Origin of the sequence: Acinetobacter sp. LUNF3, assembly GCF_022699605.1 — a bacterium.
Lineage (GTDB): Bacteria > Pseudomonadota > Gammaproteobacteria > Pseudomonadales > Moraxellaceae > Acinetobacter > Acinetobacter johnsonii.
The window spans coordinates 2,997,368-3,019,855 of record NZ_CP093968.1; the positions used below are offsets into that span (position 1 = coordinate 2,997,368).

The following is a 22,488-nucleotide window of genomic DNA, read 5'->3' on the forward strand; positions in this document are numbered from 1 at the left end:
GTCAGCGTCTATAATTTTATACGGATACAATAACTCATCTAACATTCCGTATGTGTACAGGATATACTGACCGCTAATTAGTTTGCCATTAGCTCTTATTAAAACTTACTTGTTATGAAAAAGCTATCTTGTTCGGGCCGTGTTCATCCATTTTTTTTGATCATTATTATAATGTTGGTCTCAATTCCAATGGGTTTTTATGGCATGTATCTCTATATTGCCCCATCTTTGCCGCAAATGACAACTCTAAAAAAGGCGCCATTACTAAAACCTTTACAAGTTTATAGCGCGGATAACCAACTCATTTCGGAATACGGTGGCAAGCTATCTGTACCCGTAGATTACGATCAGATCCCACGAAGTTTTATTCATGCCTTCTTAGCGGCGGAAGATTCTTCTTTTTTTGAGCATAGTGGTATCAGTTTTAAAGGTTTAGGACGTGCAGTTAGTGAAAGTATTACTGGGTCAAACGTCCAAACGGGTGGCTCGACCATCACCATGCAAGTGGCAAAAAACTATTATCTCAGTCCCGAGCGTACGTTAAAACGTAAATTGACTGAGGTTTTTCTGGCACGAAAAATTGAACAGAATTTGACGAAAGAGGAAATCTTAACCCTCTACGTCAATAAGATTTTCTTGGGTAAAAATGCCTACGGTATCGCAGCGGCAGCTAAAATTTACTACAACAAAAGCTTAGACGAACTCAGCATTGCACAAATGGCGATGATTGCAGGTCTGCCTAAAGCACCGTCTAAATACAATCCAGTGGTCAACCCAGAACGTGCTTTAGAACGTCGTAACTGGATTTTGGGTCGTATGCTCCAGCTAGGCTACATTAACCAAAGCCAATATGAAAAAGGCATTGCTGAACCAATTAACCTTGATATGCCTGACCGCGGGGTAAGCAACCGATTTCCCTATATCGGTGAAATGGTCCGCAGCGAACTGATTGAAAAGTTCGGCGAGCATGCGATTGACTCTGGTTATAAAGTCTACACCACCATCAACAGCGAACGCCAAGCCTATGCCGAACAAGCGGTACAAGATGGTTTAGAAGCCTATGACCGTCGTCATGGTTGGCGTGGTGCGGAAGCTCATGACAAACCCTTAAGTAGCTTTAGTGCATTTGCCAACACCTTCCCTGCCGAAGTCACCCGTGTCAATCAAAATAGTTTTGATGCCTTAATGCAAGATGGCTCAACAGTAACCGTGCCATGGTCTGGCATGTCTTGGATACGTCCTTATCGCAATGCGAATGCGGTAGGCGGTGCACCATCAAGAGCATCTCAAATTGTTAAAGTGAAAGACATTGTACGGCTGCGCCCCAATGACAACAAAACCTCATGGGCTTTGGTGCAACTGCCTAAAGTTCAGGGTCAACTGATTGCACTTAACCCAAACAATGGCGCTGTAGAAGCACTGGTTGGTGGTTATAATTTTTATCAGTCTAAATTCAACCGAACCACACAAGGCTGGCGCCAACCAGGTTCGATTATCAAACCCTTTGTTTATGCACTTGCTTTAGAACGCGGTATGACACCGTATAGCATGGTCAATGATAGCCCGATCACCATTGGGAAATGGTCACCGCGTAATGCTGATGGTCGCTATTTAGGCATGATTCCATTGCGTCGTGCACTCTATTTATCGCGTAATACCGTGTCAGTTCGACTCTTACAAACTGTGGGCATTGAACGGACACGCCAATTGTTCTTGGACTTCGGCTTAACCGATGAACAGATTCCGCGTAACTACACCATTGCACTCGGGACACCTCAGGTTTTACCGATTCAAATGGCTACTGGATACTCAGCCTTTGCCAATGGCGGTTATCGTATTCAACCGCACTTCATCAATCGGATTGAAGATGCCTATGGTAAGGTCATTTATCAGAACAACCCTGAATATGCATGTATCAGTTGTATCTCTCAACAAGAATCAAATCCTCAGTCTGCTGACACCATCACGCCTGATGATGAAGTAATTGAAGTCACCAACCAAGAGCTGAACCCTGCTGAAAAATCGGCAAATCCTGTTGAAATCAACAGTGACTATCGTCAAGCGCAACGTATTTTAAAATCTAGCTCTGCTTATGATATGGCGAATATTTTAAAAGACGTGATTCAACATGGTACAGGCCGTGCTGCGCTGCGTATTGGACGAGATGACTTGGGCGGTAAAACAGGAACCACCAATGATGCAAAAGATGCTTGGTTTGCAGGCTTTAATGGCAAATTGGTGACTGTAGCGTGGGTTGGTTTCGACCAACCAACAACTTTAGGACGCCGCGAATACGGCGGTGTGGCTGCGCTTCCAATTTGGACGGACTTCATGGCCAAAGCCTTACAAGGCACGCCTTCGGCGTGGGTTCAACTCGATGCCAAAGCCAAAGCGCCGATTCAGCGTCATCAGAAAGAAACACCTCAGAGCAACTTAGGGCTAACCCCACCTTTGGCGCAGCCGTTGTATCGCCCTGCACCGGTGGTGGTTCCACGTGCTCCTGAGCGTGACTTTGATGATTTGCCGGGTGAAGAGGAAACGCTGGTTCCAAAGAACAGCACCCCACCCACAATGCAAGCACCCAAAGAACAACCAAAACCTAAATCGGATGCGCTCGATCATTTGATTGATCAAGTCCAATAATAAAAGCCCGCATCTGCGGGCTTTTTTATACTTATACTTTTTTCTGAAACAGCAAAATTTGATACTGTGCATGTAAGTCAAAAGCTGCTTGTGACTCTAAGGTTTCACGGCGCTCTTGTTTTGCTTTATAGGCATAAGGGGTCATCGCAATCAAGTTTTTTAAGTCCTGCTGATTAAGCTTAAATTCAGCATCGACAACATCATCACCGACCAAATCAAACGCATCACTCAACTGTTCTACAAATTTGCTCGGTTCATGCGGCTTAACTTCTTCAAACAAGGCCTCACGCATTGCATATAAATGCTGAGGCGCAGGCGTCACCACCAACAAATATCCTTGCGGTTTGAGTACCCGTAAAATCTCCTGTTTTGGAATCGGGCTAAACAAACTACTACATAGATCAATCGATTGATCCAACACGGGTAAAGTTGCTCCTGTACCCACCACCCACGTGATATTTTTATTGATTTTCGCAGCCACTTGAACCGCATTTTTTGCAATATCCACACCGACGCACTGCAGTACTTCAGCCTGCATCGCATCGGTGTAATAGCCTTCACCACAGCCGATATCGAGTAAATTTTCAATACGTAACTCACGTACCTTATTTACCACTGCTTGCTGTAAGGGCGCGTAATGACCTGCACTTAAGAAGGCACGGCGAGCTTGTACCGACTCAGGCGTATCCCCCGGATTTTTGCTGTGCTTATGTTGGACAACATGCAGATTGACGTAGCCTTGTTTCGCCACATCATAACTATGTGAATTCGCACAGCGCCATGTTCTTTCGTTTAAAGTTAAAGCCTCACGACACACAGGACACATGAGCAGATTCATTATTTTCTCCATGACATTAACCTCAGGCATAAAAAAAGCCGGCAAATGCCGACTCTTTTCATACTTTTGCTTAGCGCAATTTTAAGGTCATTAGCCCTAAAACTACCAGCATAATTGTGATAATCCAGAAACGAATCACCACTTGGGTTTCACGCCAGCCTTTTTTCTCATAATGGTGATGTAATGGTGCCATCAGGAATACCCGTTTATTGCGCATTCTGAGGGAACCAATTTGCAAGAAGACTGAAATCGCTTCGACCAAAAACACACCAGCCATAATGGCAAAGACAATTTCCTGACGAACCATGACCGCAATTGTACCGAGCATTGCACCCAATGATAATGCACCCACATCGCCCATGAAAACCTGCGCAGGGTGCGCATTAAACCAGAGGAAGGCTAGACCCGCGCCAATCATGGCTGCACAAATCACCACCAATTCAGAGGCAAAGCGCACATAAGGAATATGTAAATAATTGGCAAAACGGACATCACCAGCCAAATATGCAAATACGCCTAAACCCGCTGCAACCAGCACCACAGGCATAATTGCCAAACCGTCCAAACCATCAGTCAGGTTCACGGCATTAGAAGCACCATTAATCACCAAATAGGTGAAAATGATAAAACCAATCCCCAGTGGAATCACCGACAAAGGAATACTTAAATCTTTAAAAAACGGGATCAGCAAATCCAGCATATTTGCAGTATGCACAGGATTGGTCTGTTGCTGTGCAATCACATACAGTGCAATACCTGCCCCTAATGACGCAACTGATGTCCAAAAGAATTTTTTACGTGCAGGTAAACCCGCATTGTCTTTATAGCGAATCTTGATCCAGTCATCAGCCCAACCCACGGCACCAAAAATCACCATCACCGCCAAGACGATCCACACATACGGATTGGATAAATCTGCCCATAACAGTGTTGAAATACCAATCGACATTAAAATCAACACACCACCCATAGTTGGTGTGCCCATTTTTTTGGCATGATTTTCAGGAGCATATGAACTCACGGCTTGACCATATTTGAGTGCTTGCAACTTGCGAATCATCACAGGACCGAGCACTAGACCAATGGTCAGTGCGGTTAAAACACTGAGCAAAGAACGCAATGTCAAATAACGAACCACCTGAAACGAGCTATGGTAGCCCGCCAGTTGTTCAAATAACCATAACAACATTTAGAGTTTCTCCATCAAATCAGCCATCAACGTTTCCATATGGGTATAACGAGAACCTTTAAAGAGGAAACTCATTGACTGGGGTTGATGTGTTTCAATTAAACTATGTAAAAAAGGCAATGCCTGCTCTTGAGTTAAAAAAGCCTGCATTTTTTTGCCATATTGAGTGCTGCGTGCACCTTCTTGTGCAGCAGGTGCAAACTCACCTACAGCAACGACGAAATTCAGCCCTTTCACCGAAACCAAATCACGTCCCAACATATAGTGCTGCTGTGCAGCAGAGCTACCTAGCTCACCGATATCACCCATCACCATCACTCGAACCCCCTCTTGCTGTGCAAGCACTTCAGCAGCGGCACGCATAGAGGTTGGGTTGGCATTATAGGTATCATCAATCAACAAATGACGGCCTTGTTGAATAAAATTCAAACGCCCTTTTGCACCGACCGCTTGCTCAAGGCCAAGCACAATATCATCCAAGCTAATACCAATCGCTAAAGCAAAAGCTGCCGCAGCGGTTGCATTTTGAACATTATGCTCCCCAGCAAATGGTAAATTCACCTGACTCACGCCTTGCGGGGTATTCAACTTAAACGTTGCCGATTGTGCCTGTAACTCAATCTCAGTGGCAAAGATTTCACCACCCGCACCAAAGCTGAGCACCTGTTCAGTTTGCACTGCTTGGCGAATGCTATCGGCAAAATCATCGGCTGCAGGAACAATAGATGTTCCATTTGGGGCAATATGCGCATAAATCTCAGACTTGGCACGGCAGATACCATCGCGTCCACCAAACTCACCCAAGTGTGCTGTACCAATATTGATAATGCCTGCAACCAAGGGCTGAACCAAATTCGAAGTATAGTCAATTTCACCTTGATGGCTTGCACCCAATTCCATCACTGCATATTGATGCTCAGGACGTAATTCCAATAACATGACTGGCACACCCAGGTCGTTATTCAGGTTGCCACGGGTCACCAACGTTGGTGCTATACGTGACAAAATACTGCCTAACATTTCTTTGGTGGTGGTTTTACCACTACTACCCGTCAGCGCAATCACTTTTAACTGTGGATTTTGTGCACGACGATAAGCCCCCAGTTGTCCCAATGCCAAACGTGTATCGGGCACCACCAACTGACAAATCTCCGCATCTATAGGCTGACTCACAATGGCCACTTGGCAGCCTTGTTCAGCAACTTGCGTAATAAAAGTATGCGCATCAAAACGTTCGCCTTTGAGTGCTAAGAAAGCATCTCCTGCTTCTGCATCACGTGAATCCGTCAAAATACGTTTAATTTCAGTATTTGGCGCTTGATCATTTAGCCAATAACCTTGGGTTGCTTCGAGCAACTGTGCGGTGGTCCATGACACTAAAGGCACTGTGCTGGTTGTTGAGGTATGCATATGACTTCCTTAGTGTGCAGGATAAGCAGAATCAGTAGTGTGGTGCTGTGCATCAATCGCGGATTGCACTTCGACGACATCGTCAAACCAATGCCGAACACCCTCTATTTCTTGATAGTTTTCATGACCTTTACCGGCAATCACGACAATATCACCCGCTCGGGCCTGTTGAACGGCAAATTTAATCGCTTCACGACGATCATGGATTTCATGAACCACACGGTTTGAGAAATCAATCCCTGCTTTCATATCGGCAAAAATTTGCTCAGGATTTTCAGTCCGTGGGTTATCTGAAGTCAACAACACTACATCCGCTCCATTTAAAGCAGCTTGGGTCATGAGTGGGCGTTTTCCACGGTCGCGGTCTCCGCCACAGCCAAATACCGCCCAGAGTTGCTGCTCTACATGGCGCTTCAACGTGCTTAAGACTTGTACCAAAGCATCAGGCGTATGCGCATAATCGACCACAAATAAACGCGCATCATCACGAATCACTTGCATACGGCCTGGTGCACCTTTGAGCTGTGCTGTCATAGCAACCAAATCGGCTAAATCAAAACCCGCTTGTTCAACCATAATTAAACTTGCGACCAAATTTTCAATATTAAAATGACCCAATAATGGGTTCTGTACCTGATATTCGGCCTTTGCTGTACACAGGCTAAAGTTCGCACCCGTCAGGCTATATTGAATATTCTTCACCTGATAGTCTGCAGGCTGCGTGGTTGAATAGGTTAAAATTTTCGGTTGGGCTGGATTATTTTGTGCCGCTTGAATCATGACTCCAGCATGCTCATCATCCAGATTAATCACTGCAACTTTCAATGATAGAAATTGAAACAAGCGAGATTTAGCTTCGGCATAGGCCTCAAGCGTGCCATGGTAGTCCAAATGGTCACGACTTAAGTTGCTATATGCAGCAATTTCAATTTCACTACCCGCTAAACGGCCTTGTTCCAAACCATGTGAAGAGGCTTCAATCGAAGCAAATTCAGCCCCTTGCTTGGCATAGCTATGTAGTGCATTTTGTAAGTGTAGCGCATCTAAAGTGGTATGCGACGATGCTTCTAAATTGGGTAAAATGCCATTACCTGTCGTGCCCATCACAGCACAAAACTGACCTTGCAACATCAACAGTTCAGCAACCAAACGAGAAATGGTGGTTTTACCATTGGTTCCCGTCACCGCTAAAATACGAGCAGGCTGTACTTGGCTAGTGGCCAACAAAAATTGCTTTTGCCAGCCTCCCATCAAGTGACGCACATTCGGCACCACAATACTGTTTTCAAGTGCAAGCTCAGTTTCACTCACCACCGCTAAAGCCCCTTTGTCCAAGGCTATTTGCGCAAACTGCTCTGTTTTCTCAGGTTGTGAAAGTGATGTCAGCGCAATAAAAATTTGCCCTGCCTGTACTTTACGGCTATCAAGAACAAAACCTTGAAATGGCTGTGCCATCCATCCAGCGTTTTGGTTAGCGGTGTAGAGTTGTTGAAATGTAATGGACATTCATCACCTATTTCTTGATTACAGGAGCATCTAAAGGTTTATCTAAAGGCACGTTCATTAAACGTAAGGATTCTTGCATAACACGGGCAAATACAGGCGCAGACACCGTACCACCATAGTAGGTCCCTTGCGGGTTTTCGACCACAACCACCATCGCTAAACGCGGGTCACTAACGGGTGCAACACCGGCAAAAAGTGCACGATATTCATTGGTTGAGTAGCCTTTACGGTCCGCACGCAACTTATGTGCGGTTCCTGTTTTACCCCCCACACGATAACCCGGAATAGTCGCACGCGTCGCGGTACCACCTGGTAAGGTTGCCGTTTCCATCATCAACAAAACTTGATCCGCAATTTTTGGATCAATCATTTGTTCACCACGTGGCGGCGCATCTAACTTATACAAACTCAAAGGCATTTTCACGCCTTTATTGGCCAACATGGCATAAGCATCCACCAGTTGCAGCACAGTCGCATTTAAGCCGTAGCCATACGCCATGGTCGCCACTTCCGATACATTCCATTTACTTGGCGGCAGAATTAAACCACCACTTTCACCCGGGAATTTAACCGCAGAACGCTGACCAAAACCGAGACGTTTGTAAAAAGTCGGTAAAGTTGCATAAGGGAGAGACAAGGCAATTTTAGCCACACCCACGTTAGACGATTTTTGAATAATTCCACCCAAAGTCAGTGGACCATAGTTATGTGTATCTCGAATGGTATGGTTACCGACTCGCATCGAACCTGGAGTGGTATTGACCACAGTATTCGGCATATATTTGCCGCTTTCCAAAGCCATTGAAATGGTCAAAGGCTTCATGGTTGAACCCGGTTCGAAAGAGTCAACCGCACCACGGTTACGCATGGCATCTTTATTGGACAAACTGTTTTTATCGTTCGGGTTATACGACGGCCACGACGCCATCGCTAAAATTTCACCTGTTTTCACATCGACCGCAATCGCTGTTGCAGAACGAGCATTATTGGCTACACCCGCAGCGGTCAGTTCACGGTACATAATGTACTGAAGGCGCGAATCAATACTGAGCGTAATATTTTCGCCAGGCTCAACTTCTTTAACCACCTCGGCATCTTTAAAACGATTGCCCTTTTTATCTCGAACAATTTGCTGCTCACCATCAATACCCGACAGGCGTTGATTCAGCTGCATTTCTAAACCTTCAATGCCCGAACCTTCACTGTTGGTCAAACCAATAATTTGCGCATTCGGTTGTGGTTGCGGATAGTAACGTTTGTAGTTCTTTTCGGTATAAACACCTTGGAACTCACGTTTTGCAATCAGTTCGGCTTGCTGAGGTGGCACTTCTTTTTTCAAGACCAAGTAACGCGAACGCGGACGTTCATTCAGTTTGCGCTTCAGTTCCGCACGATCCATGCCCACGGCATCAGCCAGTTCATCCAGATTTAGGTTTTTGTCTGGTAATTGACGCTTCAATTTACGATTGTGTGGATCTTTGGCTAATTCAGCGGTAATTTCATCAAACAGTTTTTTATTATCAAAATAATCACGCGGGTCAATCACCACTTTCATAATCGGCGTACTGATCGCCAAAGGCACACCATGACGGTCATAAATCACACCGCGCATGGCTTTAATTTTTTCAGTTCTTAAAATATTGGCATTGGCTTTGTTTTGTAAAAACTCAGTATTAATAACCTGTACGTAAAAAGCACGTCCAACCAAAGCAATAAAGCAAGCTAAAACCACTGCCCACATGAGATAAAAGCGCCACATTTCAACCTGTAGAGCCGATTTTTCAGTCACCGCTTGCTGTTTTTTACGAGTGGGTTTACGCTTTTCTACCATGTTACAGCGGCCTTATTTTTTGTCTTCTGAAGTCGTGGGTAAAGAAATCACTACGGTTTGCGCCGCAGGTGGTGAATACATCCGCAGTTGCGTCACTGCGCGCGTTCCAATTTGTGCAGTTGCGCCAAAAGTTTGCTGTTCAATCAGCAAACGGCCCCACTCTGCATTTAAATCATCACGCTCGCGCATAAAAGAGCTCATTTCGCGATAGTCATGACGGTATTCAAACACTTGAAACACCACCATCATGGCACTGATAAACACCAGCACCAATAAAATGGCATAGGCAATCAGCTTCTTAAAATTTAACTTTGTTGGAATTTTTTCAACGACTTCAGTTTTCATTATTCGCCTTTAAGTGCTAAGCGCTCTGCAACTCTAAGCCATGCACTACGTGAACGTGGATTGGCTTTAACCTCGGTATCACTTGCTTTCACACGTGATACTTTCTTTAAACGACGTGTATCTGGTCGTTGTTGTGGCATACCCCAACCCATGTCTTCCTCAAGTGTCGACTCTTTTTGAATAAATTGTTTAATTAATCGATCTTCTAGCGAATGGAAGCTAATCACAGCCAAGCGACCATTCGGTTTTAATACGTCTACCGCTTGCGGTAGGAAAACTTCAATATCTTCTAATTCTTTATTAATGGCAATACGAATTGCTTGGAAAGTTCGTGTTGCGGCATGTTTATTTTTTTCCCATTTCGGGTGCGCCACTTTCACAATTTCAGCCAACTGCGCTGTGGTTTCAATCAACCCAGCTGCTTTAATCGCTTTGGCAATACGACGGCTATAACGCTCTTCACCGTATTGGAAAATAATATTGGCTAACGCCTCTTCCTCAATATTGACCAACCACTGCGCTGCAGTTGGACCTTTTGAATTGTCCATACGCATATCCAGTGGTCCATCTTTCATAAAACTAAAGCCACGCTCCGCCTGATCAAGTTGCGGTGAAGACACGCCCAAATCGGCCATAACACCATCGACCAAGCCAATGCCGCGTACTTCTAACTCATGCTTAAGGTCAGCAAAGCTGGCATGGATAATTTTAAACCGTGGATCTTCTTGTTCTAAAATCGCGGCTGTTTCCAGTGCTTGCGGGTCTTTATCAAAACCATAGACACGTGCATTTTCATCCAGCTTAGACAACAGCAAGCGTGTATGTCCGCCACGACCAAACGTCCCGTCAATGAAAATCCCTGTATTGCGATCTGCTACCAAAGCATCAACAGTTTCGTGAAGTAATACAGAAATATGCGACATAAAGACTCAATATGATCGGAAGGAAAAATGTAACTGCACATTATTACCTTGTTTTAACAAAGCTCCAAACGACTTTTTGTAGGGAAATATTACTTTTCATAGACAAAACCGTTTTTAAACGGCATTCATTATCAAAAAAGCCTCCCGAGGGAGGCTTTTTAAGTAGTAGCTGAAATAATGAACTGAATTATTTACGGCTATTATAAATTTGGTCAAAGGTCGCCCCATTCACAAAGTGGGTCTTTTGAGCATTAGCCCAACCACCAAACACTTCATCAATGGTGAAGGTTTTTAAAGGTGGAAATTGCGCTTTATATTTTTCTAGAATTGCAGCATTACGCGGACGATAGAAGTGTTTCGCCGCCATTTCCTGACCCAGTGGTGAATATAAATAGTTGATATAACCCTGTGCTAACCACTTGTTGCCATTTTTCGCCACGGTCTTATCCACGATTGCCACCGAAGGCTCGGTTAAAATCGAGATCGATGGATAAACAATATCGAACTGATTTTTACCTAAAGTTTTTTGTGTGACTAAGGCTTCATTTTCCCAAGTCAATAACACATCACCAATGCGACGTTCTGCAAAGGTAGTCATAGACGCCCGTGCCGCAGAGTCCATCACTTTCACGTTATGGTACATTTTACCCACGAATTCTTTGGCTTTGGCATCATTACCACCGGGTTGTTTCAGTGCATAACCCCAAGCAGACAGATACACCCAACGCGGTAGACCGCCTGTTTTAGGATTAGGTGTAATAATTTGTACACCCGGTTTGGTTAAATCAGACCAATCCTTAATTTTTTTCGGGTTGCCTTTGCGTACCATGAACACAATGGTCGACGTATAAGGTGCAGAGTTATTTGGGAACTCTTTTTGCCAACCCGGCTGGATTTGACCTGATTTGACAATTTCTTCAATGTCATTGGCTAAGGCCAAGGTCACCACATCCCCTTTTAGACCATCCACGACCGAACGGGCTTGTTTACCTGAACCACCGTGTGACTGTTTAAAGTCGACCGTTTGTCCTGTACGACTTTGCCAATAGGCACCAAAGGATTTATTGAACTCATCGTAAAATTCACGTGTTGCATCATAGGATACATTGAGCATAGTACGGTCAGCCGCTTGAGCTGATGTCATACTGAATGTCAGACCTGTTGCCACTACGGCAGCAGCCCAGAGAGATTTCAAATGCGTTTTCATGGCGTATTAAATTAAATATCAAGAATTATGCTAAATATATGAAACAAAATCATAAATCGCAATTCGCTTTTGTTTTTTAAATACACATTATTTTTAGATCACTAAGACTTAATGAATTGTTTTTATTTAAAATAATAGCAAACACTTTACTTATTCTTATTATATACATTTTTATGCTTAAAATATAATAAAAGTGGATATGCGTATATCCACTTTGATGTCCGAACGTGATCTCATCAAACCACAGCATGTTTATTTTTCAGTATAAATTTGATCAAAGATCGCACCATTTACAAAGTGAGTTTTCTGCGCTTTGGCCCACCCTCCGAAGACATCATTAATATTAAAGGTTTTTTGCTTTGGAAATTGCGCAAGGTATTTGTTCGCCACTTGTTTATTTCGTGGACGGAAGAAATGCTTCGCCGCCAACTCCTGCCCTTTTGGCGAATACAGATAGTTTAAATAGCCCTTGGCCAAATTTCGATTGCCATTTTTATCCACGGTTTTGTCTACAATCGCAACCGATGGCTCCGCTAAAATCGAAATAGACGGATAAACAATATCGTATTTGTCTTTACCTAGGCCTTGGGTTGCCAGTAAGGCTTCATTTTCCCAGGACAACAACACATCACCGATGCCTCGTTCAGCAAACGTGGTCAATGAACCTCGCGCGCCTGAATCAAGGACTTTGACATTTTGATAAAGTTTTTTCACCAATTCTTTGGCTTTAGCATCATTACCTCCCGGTTGTTTTAACGCATAACCCCAAGCCGATAAATAGATCCAACGCGGCGCACCGCCTGTTTTTGGATTTGGGGTAATGATCTCAACCCCCGGTTTGGTTAAATCATTCCAGTCTTTAATTTGTTTCGGATTACCCTTACGAACTAAAAAAACAATAGTTGAAGTATAAGGTGCAGAATTATTTGGAAATTCTTTTTGCCAGTTTTTATCAATTTGCCCAGTATTAACAATTTCATCAATATCATTAGCCAAGGCCAAGGTCACCACATCTGCTTGTAGACCCGTTGCAACGGCACGTGCTTGCTTACCCGATCCACCATGTGACTGTTTAAAGTTGACCTCCTGCCCAGTTTTACTTTTCCAATACTGTCCAAAGGCTTGGTTATATTCTTGATAAAACTCACGGGTTGGGTCATAAGACACATTTAAAAAATCTTTTGCCGCATAAGCACTGGCTGCAAAGCCCCCAAGTAATACTAAAATAGATGTCGCTAATATTTTTTTCATTGCTTTATACTCGAACTGAATTTGCTCACTATATAAACAACAAAAAATCAACACAATCATCTAGTTATAATTAATTATGGCTTTTATATCTGATAAAAAGATATCTCTAAAAGGACTATTTTGTGCACTTTTAAGGATAAGCCCATATCCATCCTCCACAGATCAAGCTCAAAATCTCCATGCTATCTCCACAGTTATTTGGTACAAAAAGCCAAATGATTTATATTTGATGTTTAAATGTCAATTTAGCCCAAATTTGTTTATAATTTTGTAAATTGTGTGACGCAGTTCTACTTTTTTATTTGTAAAATCGGTTAAATTGAAACTAGATTACCAATGACTTTAATAAAAATCTGTTCCAATACCATGTTGAGAGGGGGAAAAGGACATGAAAGCAACATTTTTACATACCGTTACGTTGAGTATCGGCTTGGCTTGTTTTAGCCAACTGGGACATAGTGCAGCCATTCAAAGCAATGACAAAGCGACGATGCCCACTGAGAAAACATCGTTGATTGAAAAAGCGCTCAGCCAACAAAAAGGCAGTGACCGAACCACGATGACGGATAATGATTTAAAAATCATGACTTCAATCAAAGTTGCACCGACACAAAATTTCTTTGCTACACAAAACCAGCGCTTTAGCCGTTTTGTGCAATCATTGTTCCTCTAAACTAAAAATAAGCCACAGTGTCGTAACCTCTCTCAAGTTATGACATTTGCGCACAAAAGCCTGATCACTGAATGTTGAATTAAGCATTAAGTGGTCGGGCTTTTTCGTTATAATAGACCTCAATTTACATTCTGAATCATAATTGGCTATGACTGTTCGTACTCGTATTGCACCCTCTCCAACTGGCTTCCCGCATGTGGGCACAGCGTATATTGCGTTATTTAACTTATGCTATGCCAAGCAACATGGTGGTGAATTTATTCTGCGTATCGAAGATACCGACCAACTTCGTTCGACTCCTGAATCTGAAAAAATGATTTTAGATTCATTGCGTTGGTTAGGACTGAATTGGTCTGAAGGCCCAGACATTGGCGGGCCACATGCGCCATATCGCCAGTCTGAACGCATGCATATTTATAAGCAATATGCACTGGATTTGGTTGAAAAAGGTCATGCGTTCTACTGCTTTGCAACGAGCGAAGAATTGGATCAAATGCGTGCAGAACAACAAGCCCGTGGTGAAACACCAAAGTACGATGGTCGTGGTTTAAAATTATCTGCTGAAGAAGTTCAAAGTCGCCTTGCTGCAGGTGAACCACACGTGATTCGTATGAAAGTGCCCGAAGAAGGTATTTGTACAGTCAATGACTTACTGCGCGGGGAAGTGGAAATTCCTTGGGTGCAAGTGGACATGCAAGTCTTGCTTAAAACCGATGGTTTACCAACCTATCACCTTGCCAATGTGGTGGATGACCATTTGATGCAAATCACCCACGTTTTCCGTGGCGAAGAATGGTTGCCTTCTGCACCTAAACATCAGTTGCTGTATCAATACTTTGGTTGGGAAATGCCTGTCCTGGGTCATATGCCATTACTACGTAACCCAGACAAATCAAAACTGTCGAAACGCAAGAACCCAACTTCTATTAACTACTACAAAAATATTGGTGTTTTGCCTGAAGCCTTGTTGAACTACTTAGGCCGCATGGGCTGGTCGATGCCAGATGAACGCGAAAAATTCACATTGGCGGAGATGATTGAACACTTTGATATTCAACGTGTATCTCTCGGTGGTCCAATTTTTGATGTGGAAAAATTGAATTGGCTCAATGGTCAATGGATCAAAGGCTTAAGCCCTGCTGAACTGTTAGATACTTTATTGGCATGGAAAGCAGATCGTAAGATGCTCGAAGACATCGCCGCAGCGATTCAACCTCGTATCAACTTACTTTCAGAAGCGGTGAATTGGTCTGCACATTACTTTAACCAGTTCCCAAGCTTGACCAAAGAACAGTTTGAAAGCAAGAAACTGAGCGAAGAACAAGTTCGCCAAAGCCTTCAATTTGCAATTTGGCGTTTGGAAAGCATGTTCACATGGAACAATGACACTGTAAGTCAAACCTTGATGGACTTAGCCAGCCAAATGGAAATTAAGCTCCGTGACTTTATGCCAGCGTTCTTTATTGCGATTGCCGGTTCGACCGCTTCGACCCCTGTGATGCAAACTATGGTCACCATTGGCCCTGACTTAACCTTCGCACGCTTACGCCATGCCCTTGAAATTGTGGGTGGTCCAAGCAAAAAAGAAGCAAAAGTTTGGGAAAAACTCAATGAAAGTCTAAAATTGCCGAAAAATGACGCAGTTGATGAAACTTAATTGATTTTTTAGTTGACGCATGAGCGTTATATCCCTAATATAGCGCTCACACAGAGAGACGGTGTTAACCACTCAACGTGATGCCTCAATAAGTCCCTATCGTCTAGAGGCCTAGGACATCGCCCTTTCACGGCGGTAACCGGGGTTCGAATCCCCGTAGGGACGCCATATTTAAGATGGCAACATCTGGTAAAAAACCCAAGCATTATGACTTGGGTTTTTTATTGCCTCAAAATTATCAGCACTTCATTACCACGCTTTTTTGGCTTTCTGCTCCAATCCGATTAGAATACAGCATAGATTCGAATTTTGGAGTTGTAATGCAATATCGTTGTCCTCAATGTCAAAGCCCAAAAATTATGCCTGTTGCTCAAGCAGGGGCTCCAGCAACACGCCCTGTCGTGCCTAAAAGTCTGGTTTTTTTAGTTCCAGCCATTTTTGTATTATTACTTTTGGTGCTCATTAGCATCGCAATGTGGCTATTTGGGGATGGCGCTGGCTCAACATTACAAATTGCAACGGTTGTGGTTTTCATCGTGTGTGTAATTGCAGGCTTCTTATTTTACCGCGACCTTCCTGATTTTAAGATTTCAATGCAAGGCTTCATGCAGTCTCAGAAAAAATGGAAATGCCGCGAATGCGACCATGAGTGGGAAATCTAAGCCTTAACTTAGAACCTGCATCCAAAAAGGGAGTCTATGTACTCCCTTTTTATCTGCTCAAAGAATAAATAATAATTATTATCACCTGTTAGTTTTTCTCGATATAATCAAAAACCTCATCTTACGAAATATTTTTAGGCCTAGTCTCTATGAAAAACGCTCTACTCTGCACACTCTTGTTCTTTTCAGTGGCTCAAGCACATGAACCCTACGTCGCTCCACTGGCGTATCACACTGAAAATACCCAAGTCCCTGTATTGAGCGCCTATGCGGAACAAGCCTTTCATCCTGAATATGCCCTAAAAGATATTTCATTCAGCGTTTTCCAACCAAACCAAACACAGACTACGATTCAAGCACAGAAGCACTTAGAATCTGCAACTGCATTTGATCTTAAGCTACCAGAAAAAGGCACCTATACCATTTTTGCCAAAACCTCATATCCAATTGAATATGTACAACATAATCGGCAATGGAAAATCTTTACTGATGTCGCAGCAGACAAAGTCCCTGCCTTAAGCGAGCGTGACTATGTCATTCCAAGTGACTTTAAAGGCAAAGTACCAAGCAAGGTCTCTACGGTTCGCGAATGGAGCATTCAAAGCTATGTGAGCAAAGACAGCACCTCACCTGTTGCTGTAACGCCAGCCCCAATTCAAGTCAACTTCAAAACCCATCCAAATGAAATCACGGTGCAACAACCTGTACAACTGCAAATCACTCAAGCAGGCAAAGCCCTTGCACATACAGAACTCATAGTTCGTGCTCAAGGTGAGCTTGAGCAACAAGCGAAAAGCACACCTGCCGACGCACAAGGCCATGCCACACTCACGTTTGCACAAGCTGGGCAATACCTGATTGAAGTGAGCGAAAAAGTCGATGCCAAAGCAAAACCTAAAAATCAGTATTACACCATTATCAGCTTACAAGTGAATGCCCCTAAAACGCCTTAAGCGGCAATTGCTAAGCATAAAAAAACCAGCCCGAAGGCTGGTTTTTTTAATTAAATTAACGGAAGCATTAACCGCCAATTTTCTTGTATTTGGTGCGTTTTTGAACTGCAGCATCACCCAAACGCGCTAAACGATAGGCTTCATATTCAGCATAGTTGCCTTCATAGAATTCAGGCTGTTCGTTCTCAAACGACAAGATGTGCGTTGCAATACGGTCAAGGAACCAACGGTCATGCGACACCACCATTACCGTACCTGGGAATACAAGAATTGCATCCTCAAGTGCACGTAAGGTTTCGATATCCAAGTCGTTCGATGGCTCATCCAGTAAGATGACGTTTGCGCCCATTTGTAGGATTTTCGCCAGTTGTAAACGGTTACGCTCACCGCCTGACAACTCACCTACACGCTTCTGCTGGTCTTGACCTTTAAAGTTAAAACGACCGATATAAGCACGCGATGCAATTTCATAATCGCCAATTCTTAAGATATCTAAACCGCCAGAAACTTCTTCCCAAACGGTTTTGTTGTTATCCAAAGTGTCACGAATCTGACCCACATACGCCACTTTAACCGACTCACCCAAAGTCACCGTACCTGTGTCTGGCTGTTGTTCACCCGTCATCATACGGAACAGTGTGGTTTTACCCGCACCGTTTGGACCCACGATACCCACAATTGCTGTAGGCGGTACGGTAAAGCTTAGGTTTTCGTACAGTACGCGACCATCAAATGATTTGCTGATGCCTTCCACTTCTACGACTTTATTGCCTAGACGTGGGCCAGGTGGAATATAGATTTCAGAAGTTTCGTTACGCTGTTGGAATTCGCGTGAGTTAAGCTCTTCAAAACGCTCCATACGCGCTTTGTTTTTCTTTTGCTGACCTTTCGCATTTGAACGAACCCATTCAAGTTCTTTCTTCAATGCTTTAGCAAAAGATTCTTCTTGCTTGTTCTCTTGCTCTAGACGCGCATTCTTTTGCTCTAACCAAGAAGAATAGTTGCCTTGATATGGAATACCCATACCGCGGTCAAGCTCAAGAATCCATTCCGCCACGTTATCCAAGAAATAACGGTCGTGCGTAATCGCCACAATCGTGCCGGCAAAGTCTTTCAAGAAACGCTCTAACCAAGACACAGATTCCGCATCCAAGTGGTTCGTCGGTTCGTCTAGAAGTAACATGTCTGGCTTAGATAAAAGCAAACGACACAATGCAACACGACGACGCTCACCACCTGAAAGCAAGCTTACATCTGCATCCCAAGCAGGTAGGTTCAAGGCAGCTGCAGCTTGATCCATTTGGTTGCTAAGGTTATGCGCATCCCATGAATGGATAATCGCTTCAAGTTTTTCTTGCTCTTTTGCCAATGCATCAAAGTCTGCATCTTCTGCTGCATATTCAGCAAACACTTCGTCCAAACGTGCCAAAGCATCCAATGGTTCACGTAAACCATCTTCTACGTTTCCACGGACATCTTTATTTGGATCAAGTGGCGGTTCTTGTTCTAGGTAACCAATTTTGATACCCGGTTGCGCACGCGCTTCACCAGAGAAATCTTTGTCTACGCCCGCCATAATACGAAGCAAGGTCGATTTACCTGCACCGTTTAAACCAAGTACACCAATTTTTGCACCCGGGAAAAATGACAAAGAGATGTCTTTTAAGATTTCGCGCTTAGGCGGAACCATTTTAGACACTCGGTTCATCGTATAAATATATTGGGCCACGTAGGACTCCTCAATAGAAAAACCAAAAAATCGCAAGAAGCGAAAAAATATTTGCGGGCATTATACGATGAATACGTTGAAAAAATAAGGCATGAAACCGATCTTCAATGCAATGTTACAACTTTCAGTGCGGTTATTTTTTAAACATACTCTTTATCTCACTTTTCCACAGCCAAGTAGCTGATCGCAGCTCATCTTTATGAATTTTTTAGATAAATATTCATTATTTTCACACTTTCACTCATATTCATTGATGGTAGACTGTGCAATATTTAACTCACGCAGATGAAGTCCCATGACCTATAAAGATGAAACTTTGGCTATCCATGCTGGTTATAGCCCTGAAGCCACCACCAAAGCAGTGGCCGTACCGATTTATCAAACCACCTCTTATGCCTTTGATAATACGCAACATGGTGCGGATTTATTTGACCTTAAAGTACAAGGTAATATTTATACCCGAATTATGAACCCGACCACTGCGGTGCTAGAACAACGATTAGCCGCACTCGAAGGGGGCATTGGTGCGTTGGCCTTAGCCTCTGGCATGGCAGCCATTACTTATGCGATTCAGACGATTACCGAAGCAGGAGACAACATTGCTTCTGTTTCGACCTTGTACGGTGGCACCTATAACCTGTTTGCCCACACTCTACCGAAACAAGGCATTGAAGTCCGTTTCTTTGATTATCAAGACCCTGAAGCCCTACGCGGTTTAATTGATGAAAAAACCAAGTTGGTCTTTGTTGAATCGATTGGCAACCCACTTGGCAATATTATCGATCTAGAAGCGATTGCCAAAATCGCGCATGAATATGGCGTGCCTGTGGTGGTCGATAATACCGTCGCAACCCCTGCGCTGCTGAAACCCTTTGAGTATGGCGCAGATATTGTGGTGCATTCATTAACAAAATATATTGGCGGGCATGGTAACTCAATTGGCGGTGCGATTGTCGATAGCGGTAAATTCCCTTGGGGCAAATATCCTGAACGTTTTAAAGTGCTGAATACGCCAGACCCAAGCTATCACGGCGTGAACTATGTCGAAGCTCTAGGCGAAGCAGCTTATATCGCGCGTGCCCGCGTGGTGCCTTTACGTAATACTGGTGCTGCGATTAGCCCTTTAAGCGTGTTCTTGATTCTACAAGGCTTAGAAACGTTAAACCTGCGTATGGAACGTCATACTGAAAATGCGCAGAAAGTCGCAGAATATTTACAAGCCCATCCCAAAGTGAAATGGGTCAATTATGCCGGCCTGAAAGATCACCCTCAGCATGGCTTGGCGCAAAAATATGTCAAAGGAAAACCTTCGGCAATTTTATCCTTTGGGGTACAAGATGGCCGTGAAGGGGGCACTCGCTTTATTGATGCACTACAACTCTTCACTCGCTTGGTCAATATTGGCGATGCCAAAAGTCTGGCCTGCCACCCCGCTACCACCACACATCGCCAACTGAATGAAGCAGAATTAAAGTCTGCTGGAGTAAGTATTGATATGGTACGTTTATCTGTAGGTATTGAACATATTGATGATTTAATTGCAGATTTAGAACAGGCCTTGGCTCAAGTCTAAAATACAGAGTGCTAAACTTAAAACCTCAATCACATGATTGAGGTTTTTTATACGCTTGTCTTTTATATTTATAGCCCTTTCACTTTGATTGAATTCATGTTAAAAACAAGTAATTAGAAGAAATAAAATAGAGCTTTTACTCTAATTTTATTTATTATTTCAATAACTTATGCAGTGATATTTTTAAGCAGTTTAGGTATTATACCTTGAAGGAAAGCCGCTACATTTCTCAGAAAATGCAGCCTTAATAATCGAATATAAAAACAGCCATAACCCTCAAATATTTGACTTAGATCAGGAATGATAACGTGAATTCAAGAATGGATAGACTTTTTAAAGAACGTGTAAATGGAAAAACCGTCTTAATTACAGGCGCTTCAAGTGGTATTGGTTTAACCGTTGCACACAAACTGGCTGACGCAGGAGCACACGTCCTTTTAGTTTCGCGCACCAAAGAAACATTAGAAGAAGTTAAAGCAGAAATCGAAGCCAAAGGGGGTTCAGCCTCTGTTTTTCCATGCGACTTAAATGATTTAAACTCGATTGATGAAGTTTCTAAGCAAATTTTAGCTTCAGTCGATCATATTGATATTTTAATTAATAACGCAGGTCGTTCAATCCGCCGTGCTGTACATGAGTCAGCTGAACGCTTCCACGACTTTGAACGTACCATGCAGCTCAATTACTTTGGTGCTGTACGTTTAGTCATGAACATCCTGCCACAAATGATGATTCGTCGTGATGGGCATATTATTAACATTAGCTCGATTGGCGTATTGGCAAATGCCACTCGTTTCTCGGCTTATGTGGCGTCTAAAGCCGCATTAGATGCATTCAGTCGCTGTCTTTCTGCCGAAGTGCATTCACATAAAATTGCGATTACTTCGGTGTATATGCCTTTGGTACGCACCCCGATGATTGCGCCGACGAAAATTTATAAATACGTCCCAACTCTTTCGCCTGAACAAGCAGCAGATCTGGTTGCTTATGCGATTGTGAAACGTCCGAAGAAAGTGGCAACTAACTTAGGTCGCTTGGCATCGATTACTTATTCAATTGCACCAGACATCAACAATAAGCTCATGTCGATTGGTTATAACTTATTCCCAAGTTCTACCGCGTCTGTGGGTGAACAGCAAAAACTCAACTGGGTACAAAAAGCGTATGCACGCTTATTCCCAGGTGAACACTGGTAAGTTTTCTTACAATTTACCCAACCTTTGATCAAAGGTTGGGTAGCTAAATTTTTCTCAACTCTTTTATAGTGCTTAATATTCGCTTAAGAAAAAAAGCTCATCATAAAAGCAATTATAAAAGGGGAAAAGAAATGCAGACACTTTATTTATTCAAGCTTTTTTGCTTCATCTTTGCTGCAATCACTGCTTTTAATCTGTATACAGAACTTACTCTTTCTCATATTTCAATATGGCAAGTGCTGATTCATGGCGGTTTGCTGATGATCTTGCTCGAATTTGGCTTTAAGAGCCAACACGCACCGCAACAGCCTACCCTACCAACGAGTGAAATACACTCGCTAAAAAAAAACAAGCCAACCTCACAACCCTCAAGCATGTATAGCAATATTTTTTCAAAAATAGGTTTAGTCTCCATTTTTTCCAGCCTGATTGCACAAAGCCTAATCAGTTAAGACTCATACCTTTTTTTGCGGACAAAAGATAAAGACGACATGACACTTCTACTTTTTGTGTTATAAACAGCCGTCTTTTTTTATTTTGTGAATTTATGCGCGCTTTTACTTTCGTACTGCAATATGTGTGTATCGCTTTCGCGATTTATCTCTGCTACCGAGTAGGCAGTAGCCTGTATTTACAAGATTATGTGATGATGGATATCGTGGCCAATGTCGGGACGATTCTAATCTGTATCGATCTTGCTGTTTTCCTGTGGCATAGCCGCAGCACTCAAGCCATAAGCCTCACAGATTATGCGACGAGATTGGAACAACCCGCTCCAACTTTTGTCAAAGTTTGCCGAAAGCTTGGGCATTTTGGCATTATGTTGATTATCACCAGTTGGATCGTACCCATCATCAACGGATAAAATTAACCATAAAAAAACCTCCCACTTGGGAGGTTTT

Annotated in this window: 19 protein-coding genes and 1 tRNA gene; 10 read left to right on the forward strand and 10 right to left on the reverse strand. The window is 43.2% G+C overall.

What is annotated here, in order from left to right; genetic code table 11:
* The first annotated feature begins 114 nt into the window (after window positions 1–114).
* Window positions 115–2,643 (forward strand): penicillin-binding protein PBP1a, encoded by a 2,529-nt coding sequence (gene ponA, locus MN200_RS14670; protein ID WP_242759762.1) that lies wholly within the window; start codon window positions 115–117, stop codon window positions 2,641–2,643.
* A gap of 31 nt (window positions 2,644–2,674) precedes the next feature.
* On the opposite strand, the gene MN200_RS14675 is transcribed toward ponA, so the two are convergent.
* The 9 genes from MN200_RS14675 to MN200_RS14715 form a co-directional block, all read right to left on the reverse strand.
* Window positions 2,675–3,481 (reverse strand): putative RNA methyltransferase, encoded by an 807-nt coding sequence (locus MN200_RS14675; RefSeq protein ID WP_058870422.1) that lies wholly within the window; start codon window positions 3,479–3,481, stop codon window positions 2,675–2,677.
* 70 nt (window positions 3,482–3,551) lie between these two features.
* A complete protein-coding gene (gene mraY / locus MN200_RS14680) occupies window positions 3,552–4,670 on the reverse strand; it encodes a phospho-N-acetylmuramoyl-pentapeptide-transferase (RefSeq protein WP_058870423.1) in 1,119 nt (372 codons plus the stop codon).
* Window positions 4,671–6,080: a UDP-N-acetylmuramoyl-tripeptide--D-alanyl-D-alanine ligase gene (gene murF / locus MN200_RS14685; RefSeq protein ID WP_242759764.1), complete on the reverse strand. Its 1,410-nt coding sequence runs from the start codon at window positions 6,078–6,080 to the stop codon at window positions 4,671–4,673.
* Between the two features lie 9 nt (window positions 6,081–6,089).
* Complete coding sequence (locus tag MN200_RS14690; RefSeq protein ID WP_242759766.1) at window positions 6,090–7,586, reverse strand: UDP-N-acetylmuramoyl-L-alanyl-D-glutamate--2,6-diaminopimelate ligase; 1,497 nt, start codon at window positions 7,584–7,586, stop codon at window positions 6,090–6,092.
* 7 nt (window positions 7,587–7,593) lie between these two features.
* The gene (ftsI, locus tag MN200_RS14695; protein WP_004691505.1) at window positions 7,594–9,417 is read right to left on the reverse strand and encodes a penicillin-binding protein PBP3; all 1,824 of its coding nucleotides are present in this window, start codon (window positions 9,415–9,417) and stop codon (window positions 7,594–7,596) included.
* Between the two features lie 12 nt (window positions 9,418–9,429).
* Window positions 9,430–9,762, reverse strand: a complete 333-nt coding sequence (gene ftsL / locus MN200_RS14700) for a cell division protein FtsL (protein ID WP_242759768.1) — start codon at window positions 9,760–9,762, stop codon at window positions 9,430–9,432.
* Window positions 9,762–10,685, reverse strand: coding sequence for a 16S rRNA (cytosine(1402)-N(4))-methyltransferase RsmH (rsmH, locus tag MN200_RS14705; protein ID WP_062032177.1), 924 nt, complete (start codon window positions 10,683–10,685; stop codon window positions 9,762–9,764). The genes ftsL and rsmH overlap by 1 nt, the downstream gene beginning before the upstream one ends.
* Before the next feature lie 187 nt (window positions 10,686–10,872).
* Window positions 10,873–11,892: a sulfate ABC transporter substrate-binding protein gene (locus MN200_RS14710; RefSeq protein ID WP_130235297.1), complete on the reverse strand. Its 1,020-nt coding sequence runs from the start codon at window positions 11,890–11,892 to the stop codon at window positions 10,873–10,875.
* Between the two features lie 252 nt (window positions 11,893–12,144).
* The gene (locus MN200_RS14715; protein ID WP_058870447.1) at window positions 12,145–13,143 is read right to left on the reverse strand and encodes a sulfate ABC transporter substrate-binding protein; all 999 of its coding nucleotides are present in this window, start codon (window positions 13,141–13,143) and stop codon (window positions 12,145–12,147) included.
* 388 nt (window positions 13,144–13,531) lie between these two features.
* On the opposite strand from MN200_RS14715, the gene MN200_RS14720 reads away from it, so the two are divergent.
* From MN200_RS14720 to MN200_RS14740, 5 genes are all read left to right on the forward strand, one after another.
* Complete coding sequence (locus tag MN200_RS14720) at window positions 13,532–13,816, forward strand: hypothetical protein (RefSeq protein WP_004978106.1); 285 nt, start codon at window positions 13,532–13,534, stop codon at window positions 13,814–13,816.
* Window positions 13,817–13,964: 148 nt separating this feature from the next.
* A complete protein-coding gene (gene gltX / locus MN200_RS14725; RefSeq protein ID WP_242759769.1) occupies window positions 13,965–15,473 on the forward strand; it encodes a glutamate--tRNA ligase in 1,509 nt (502 codons plus the stop codon).
* A gap of 92 nt (window positions 15,474–15,565) precedes the next feature.
* Window positions 15,566–15,641, forward strand: a tRNA-Glu gene (locus tag MN200_RS14730).
* A gap of 152 nt (window positions 15,642–15,793) precedes the next feature.
* Window positions 15,794–16,135: a membrane protein gene (locus MN200_RS14735; protein WP_010327661.1), complete on the forward strand. Its 342-nt coding sequence runs from the start codon at window positions 15,794–15,796 to the stop codon at window positions 16,133–16,135.
* Window positions 16,136–16,284: 149 nt separating this feature from the next.
* On the forward strand, window positions 16,285–17,088 hold the full coding sequence (locus tag MN200_RS14740; RefSeq protein ID WP_242759770.1) for a DUF4198 domain-containing protein: 804 nt from the start codon (window positions 16,285–16,287) through the stop codon (window positions 17,086–17,088).
* Between the two features lie 67 nt (window positions 17,089–17,155).
* On the opposite strand, the gene ettA is transcribed toward MN200_RS14740, so the two are convergent.
* Window positions 17,156–18,817 carry an energy-dependent translational throttle protein EttA gene (gene ettA, locus MN200_RS14745; protein ID WP_004978114.1) on the reverse strand — a complete coding sequence of 554 codons (1,662 nt, stop codon included), beginning with the start codon at window positions 18,815–18,817 and terminating at the stop codon, window positions 17,156–17,158.
* Window positions 18,818–19,112: 295 nt separating this feature from the next.
* Here ettA and MN200_RS14750 point away from each other — a divergent pair, with 295 nt between their 5' ends.
* From MN200_RS14750 to MN200_RS14765, 4 genes are all read left to right on the forward strand, one after another.
* Window positions 19,113–20,390: an aminotransferase class I/II-fold pyridoxal phosphate-dependent enzyme gene (locus tag MN200_RS14750; protein ID WP_078425525.1), complete on the forward strand. Its 1,278-nt coding sequence runs from the start codon at window positions 19,113–19,115 to the stop codon at window positions 20,388–20,390.
* Window positions 20,391–20,698: 308 nt separating this feature from the next.
* A complete protein-coding gene (locus tag MN200_RS14755; RefSeq protein WP_242759771.1) occupies window positions 20,699–21,586 on the forward strand; it encodes an SDR family NAD(P)-dependent oxidoreductase in 888 nt (295 codons plus the stop codon).
* A gap of 131 nt (window positions 21,587–21,717) precedes the next feature.
* Window positions 21,718–22,038 (forward strand): hypothetical protein, encoded by a 321-nt coding sequence (locus MN200_RS14760; protein ID WP_242759772.1) that lies wholly within the window; start codon window positions 21,718–21,720, stop codon window positions 22,036–22,038.
* 95 nt (window positions 22,039–22,133) lie between these two features.
* Window positions 22,134–22,451 carry a hypothetical protein gene (locus MN200_RS14765; protein WP_242759774.1) on the forward strand — a complete coding sequence of 106 codons (318 nt, stop codon included), beginning with the start codon at window positions 22,134–22,136 and terminating at the stop codon, window positions 22,449–22,451.
* Window positions 22,452–22,488 lie beyond the last annotated feature (37 nt).

What these genes read in the sequence shown, in the direction of transcription:
- rsmH (WP_062032177.1), bottom strand. Translation starts at nt 10,685, where the DNA reads ATGTCGCATATTTCTGTATTACTTCACGAAACTGTTGATGCTTTGGTA.
- MN200_RS14740 (WP_242759770.1), top strand. Translation starts at nt 16,285, where the DNA reads ATGAAAAACGCTCTACTCTGCACACTCTTGTTCTTTTCAGTGGCTCAA.
- mraY (WP_058870423.1), bottom strand. Translation starts at nt 4,670, where the DNA reads ATGTTGTTATGGTTATTTGAACAACTGGCGGGCTACCATAGCTCGTTT.
- ftsI (WP_004691505.1), bottom strand. Translation starts at nt 9,417, where the DNA reads ATGGTAGAAAAGCGTAAACCCACTCGTAAAAAACAGCAAGCGGTGACT.
- murF (WP_242759764.1), bottom strand. Translation starts at nt 6,080, where the DNA reads ATGCATACCTCAACAACCAGCACAGTGCCTTTAGTGTCATGGACCACC.
- MN200_RS14760 (WP_242759772.1), top strand. Translation starts at nt 21,718, where the DNA reads ATGCAGACACTTTATTTATTCAAGCTTTTTTGCTTCATCTTTGCTGCA.
- gltX (WP_242759769.1), top strand. Translation starts at nt 13,965, where the DNA reads ATGACTGTTCGTACTCGTATTGCACCCTCTCCAACTGGCTTCCCGCAT.
- MN200_RS14710 (WP_130235297.1), bottom strand. Translation starts at nt 11,892, where the DNA reads ATGAAAACGCATTTGAAATCTCTCTGGGCTGCTGCCGTAGTGGCAACA.
- MN200_RS14675 (WP_058870422.1), bottom strand. Translation starts at nt 3,481, where the DNA reads ATGAATCTGCTCATGTGTCCTGTGTGTCGTGAGGCTTTAACTTTAAAC.
- MN200_RS14690 (WP_242759766.1), bottom strand. Translation starts at nt 7,586, where the DNA reads ATGTCCATTACATTTCAACAACTCTACACCGCTAACCAAAACGCTGGA.
- MN200_RS14765 (WP_242759774.1), top strand. Translation starts at nt 22,134, where the DNA reads ATGCGCGCTTTTACTTTCGTACTGCAATATGTGTGTATCGCTTTCGCG.
- ftsL (WP_242759768.1), bottom strand. Translation starts at nt 9,762, where the DNA reads ATGAAAACTGAAGTCGTTGAAAAAATTCCAACAAAGTTAAATTTTAAG.
- MN200_RS14715 (WP_058870447.1), bottom strand. Translation starts at nt 13,143, where the DNA reads ATGAAAAAAATATTAGCGACATCTATTTTAGTATTACTTGGGGGCTTT.
- ponA (WP_242759762.1), top strand. Translation starts at nt 115, where the DNA reads ATGAAAAAGCTATCTTGTTCGGGCCGTGTTCATCCATTTTTTTTGATC.
- MN200_RS14750 (WP_078425525.1), top strand. Translation starts at nt 19,113, where the DNA reads ATGACCTATAAAGATGAAACTTTGGCTATCCATGCTGGTTATAGCCCT.
- MN200_RS14735 (WP_010327661.1), top strand. Translation starts at nt 15,794, where the DNA reads ATGCAATATCGTTGTCCTCAATGTCAAAGCCCAAAAATTATGCCTGTT.
- MN200_RS14720 (WP_004978106.1), top strand. Translation starts at nt 13,532, where the DNA reads ATGAAAGCAACATTTTTACATACCGTTACGTTGAGTATCGGCTTGGCT.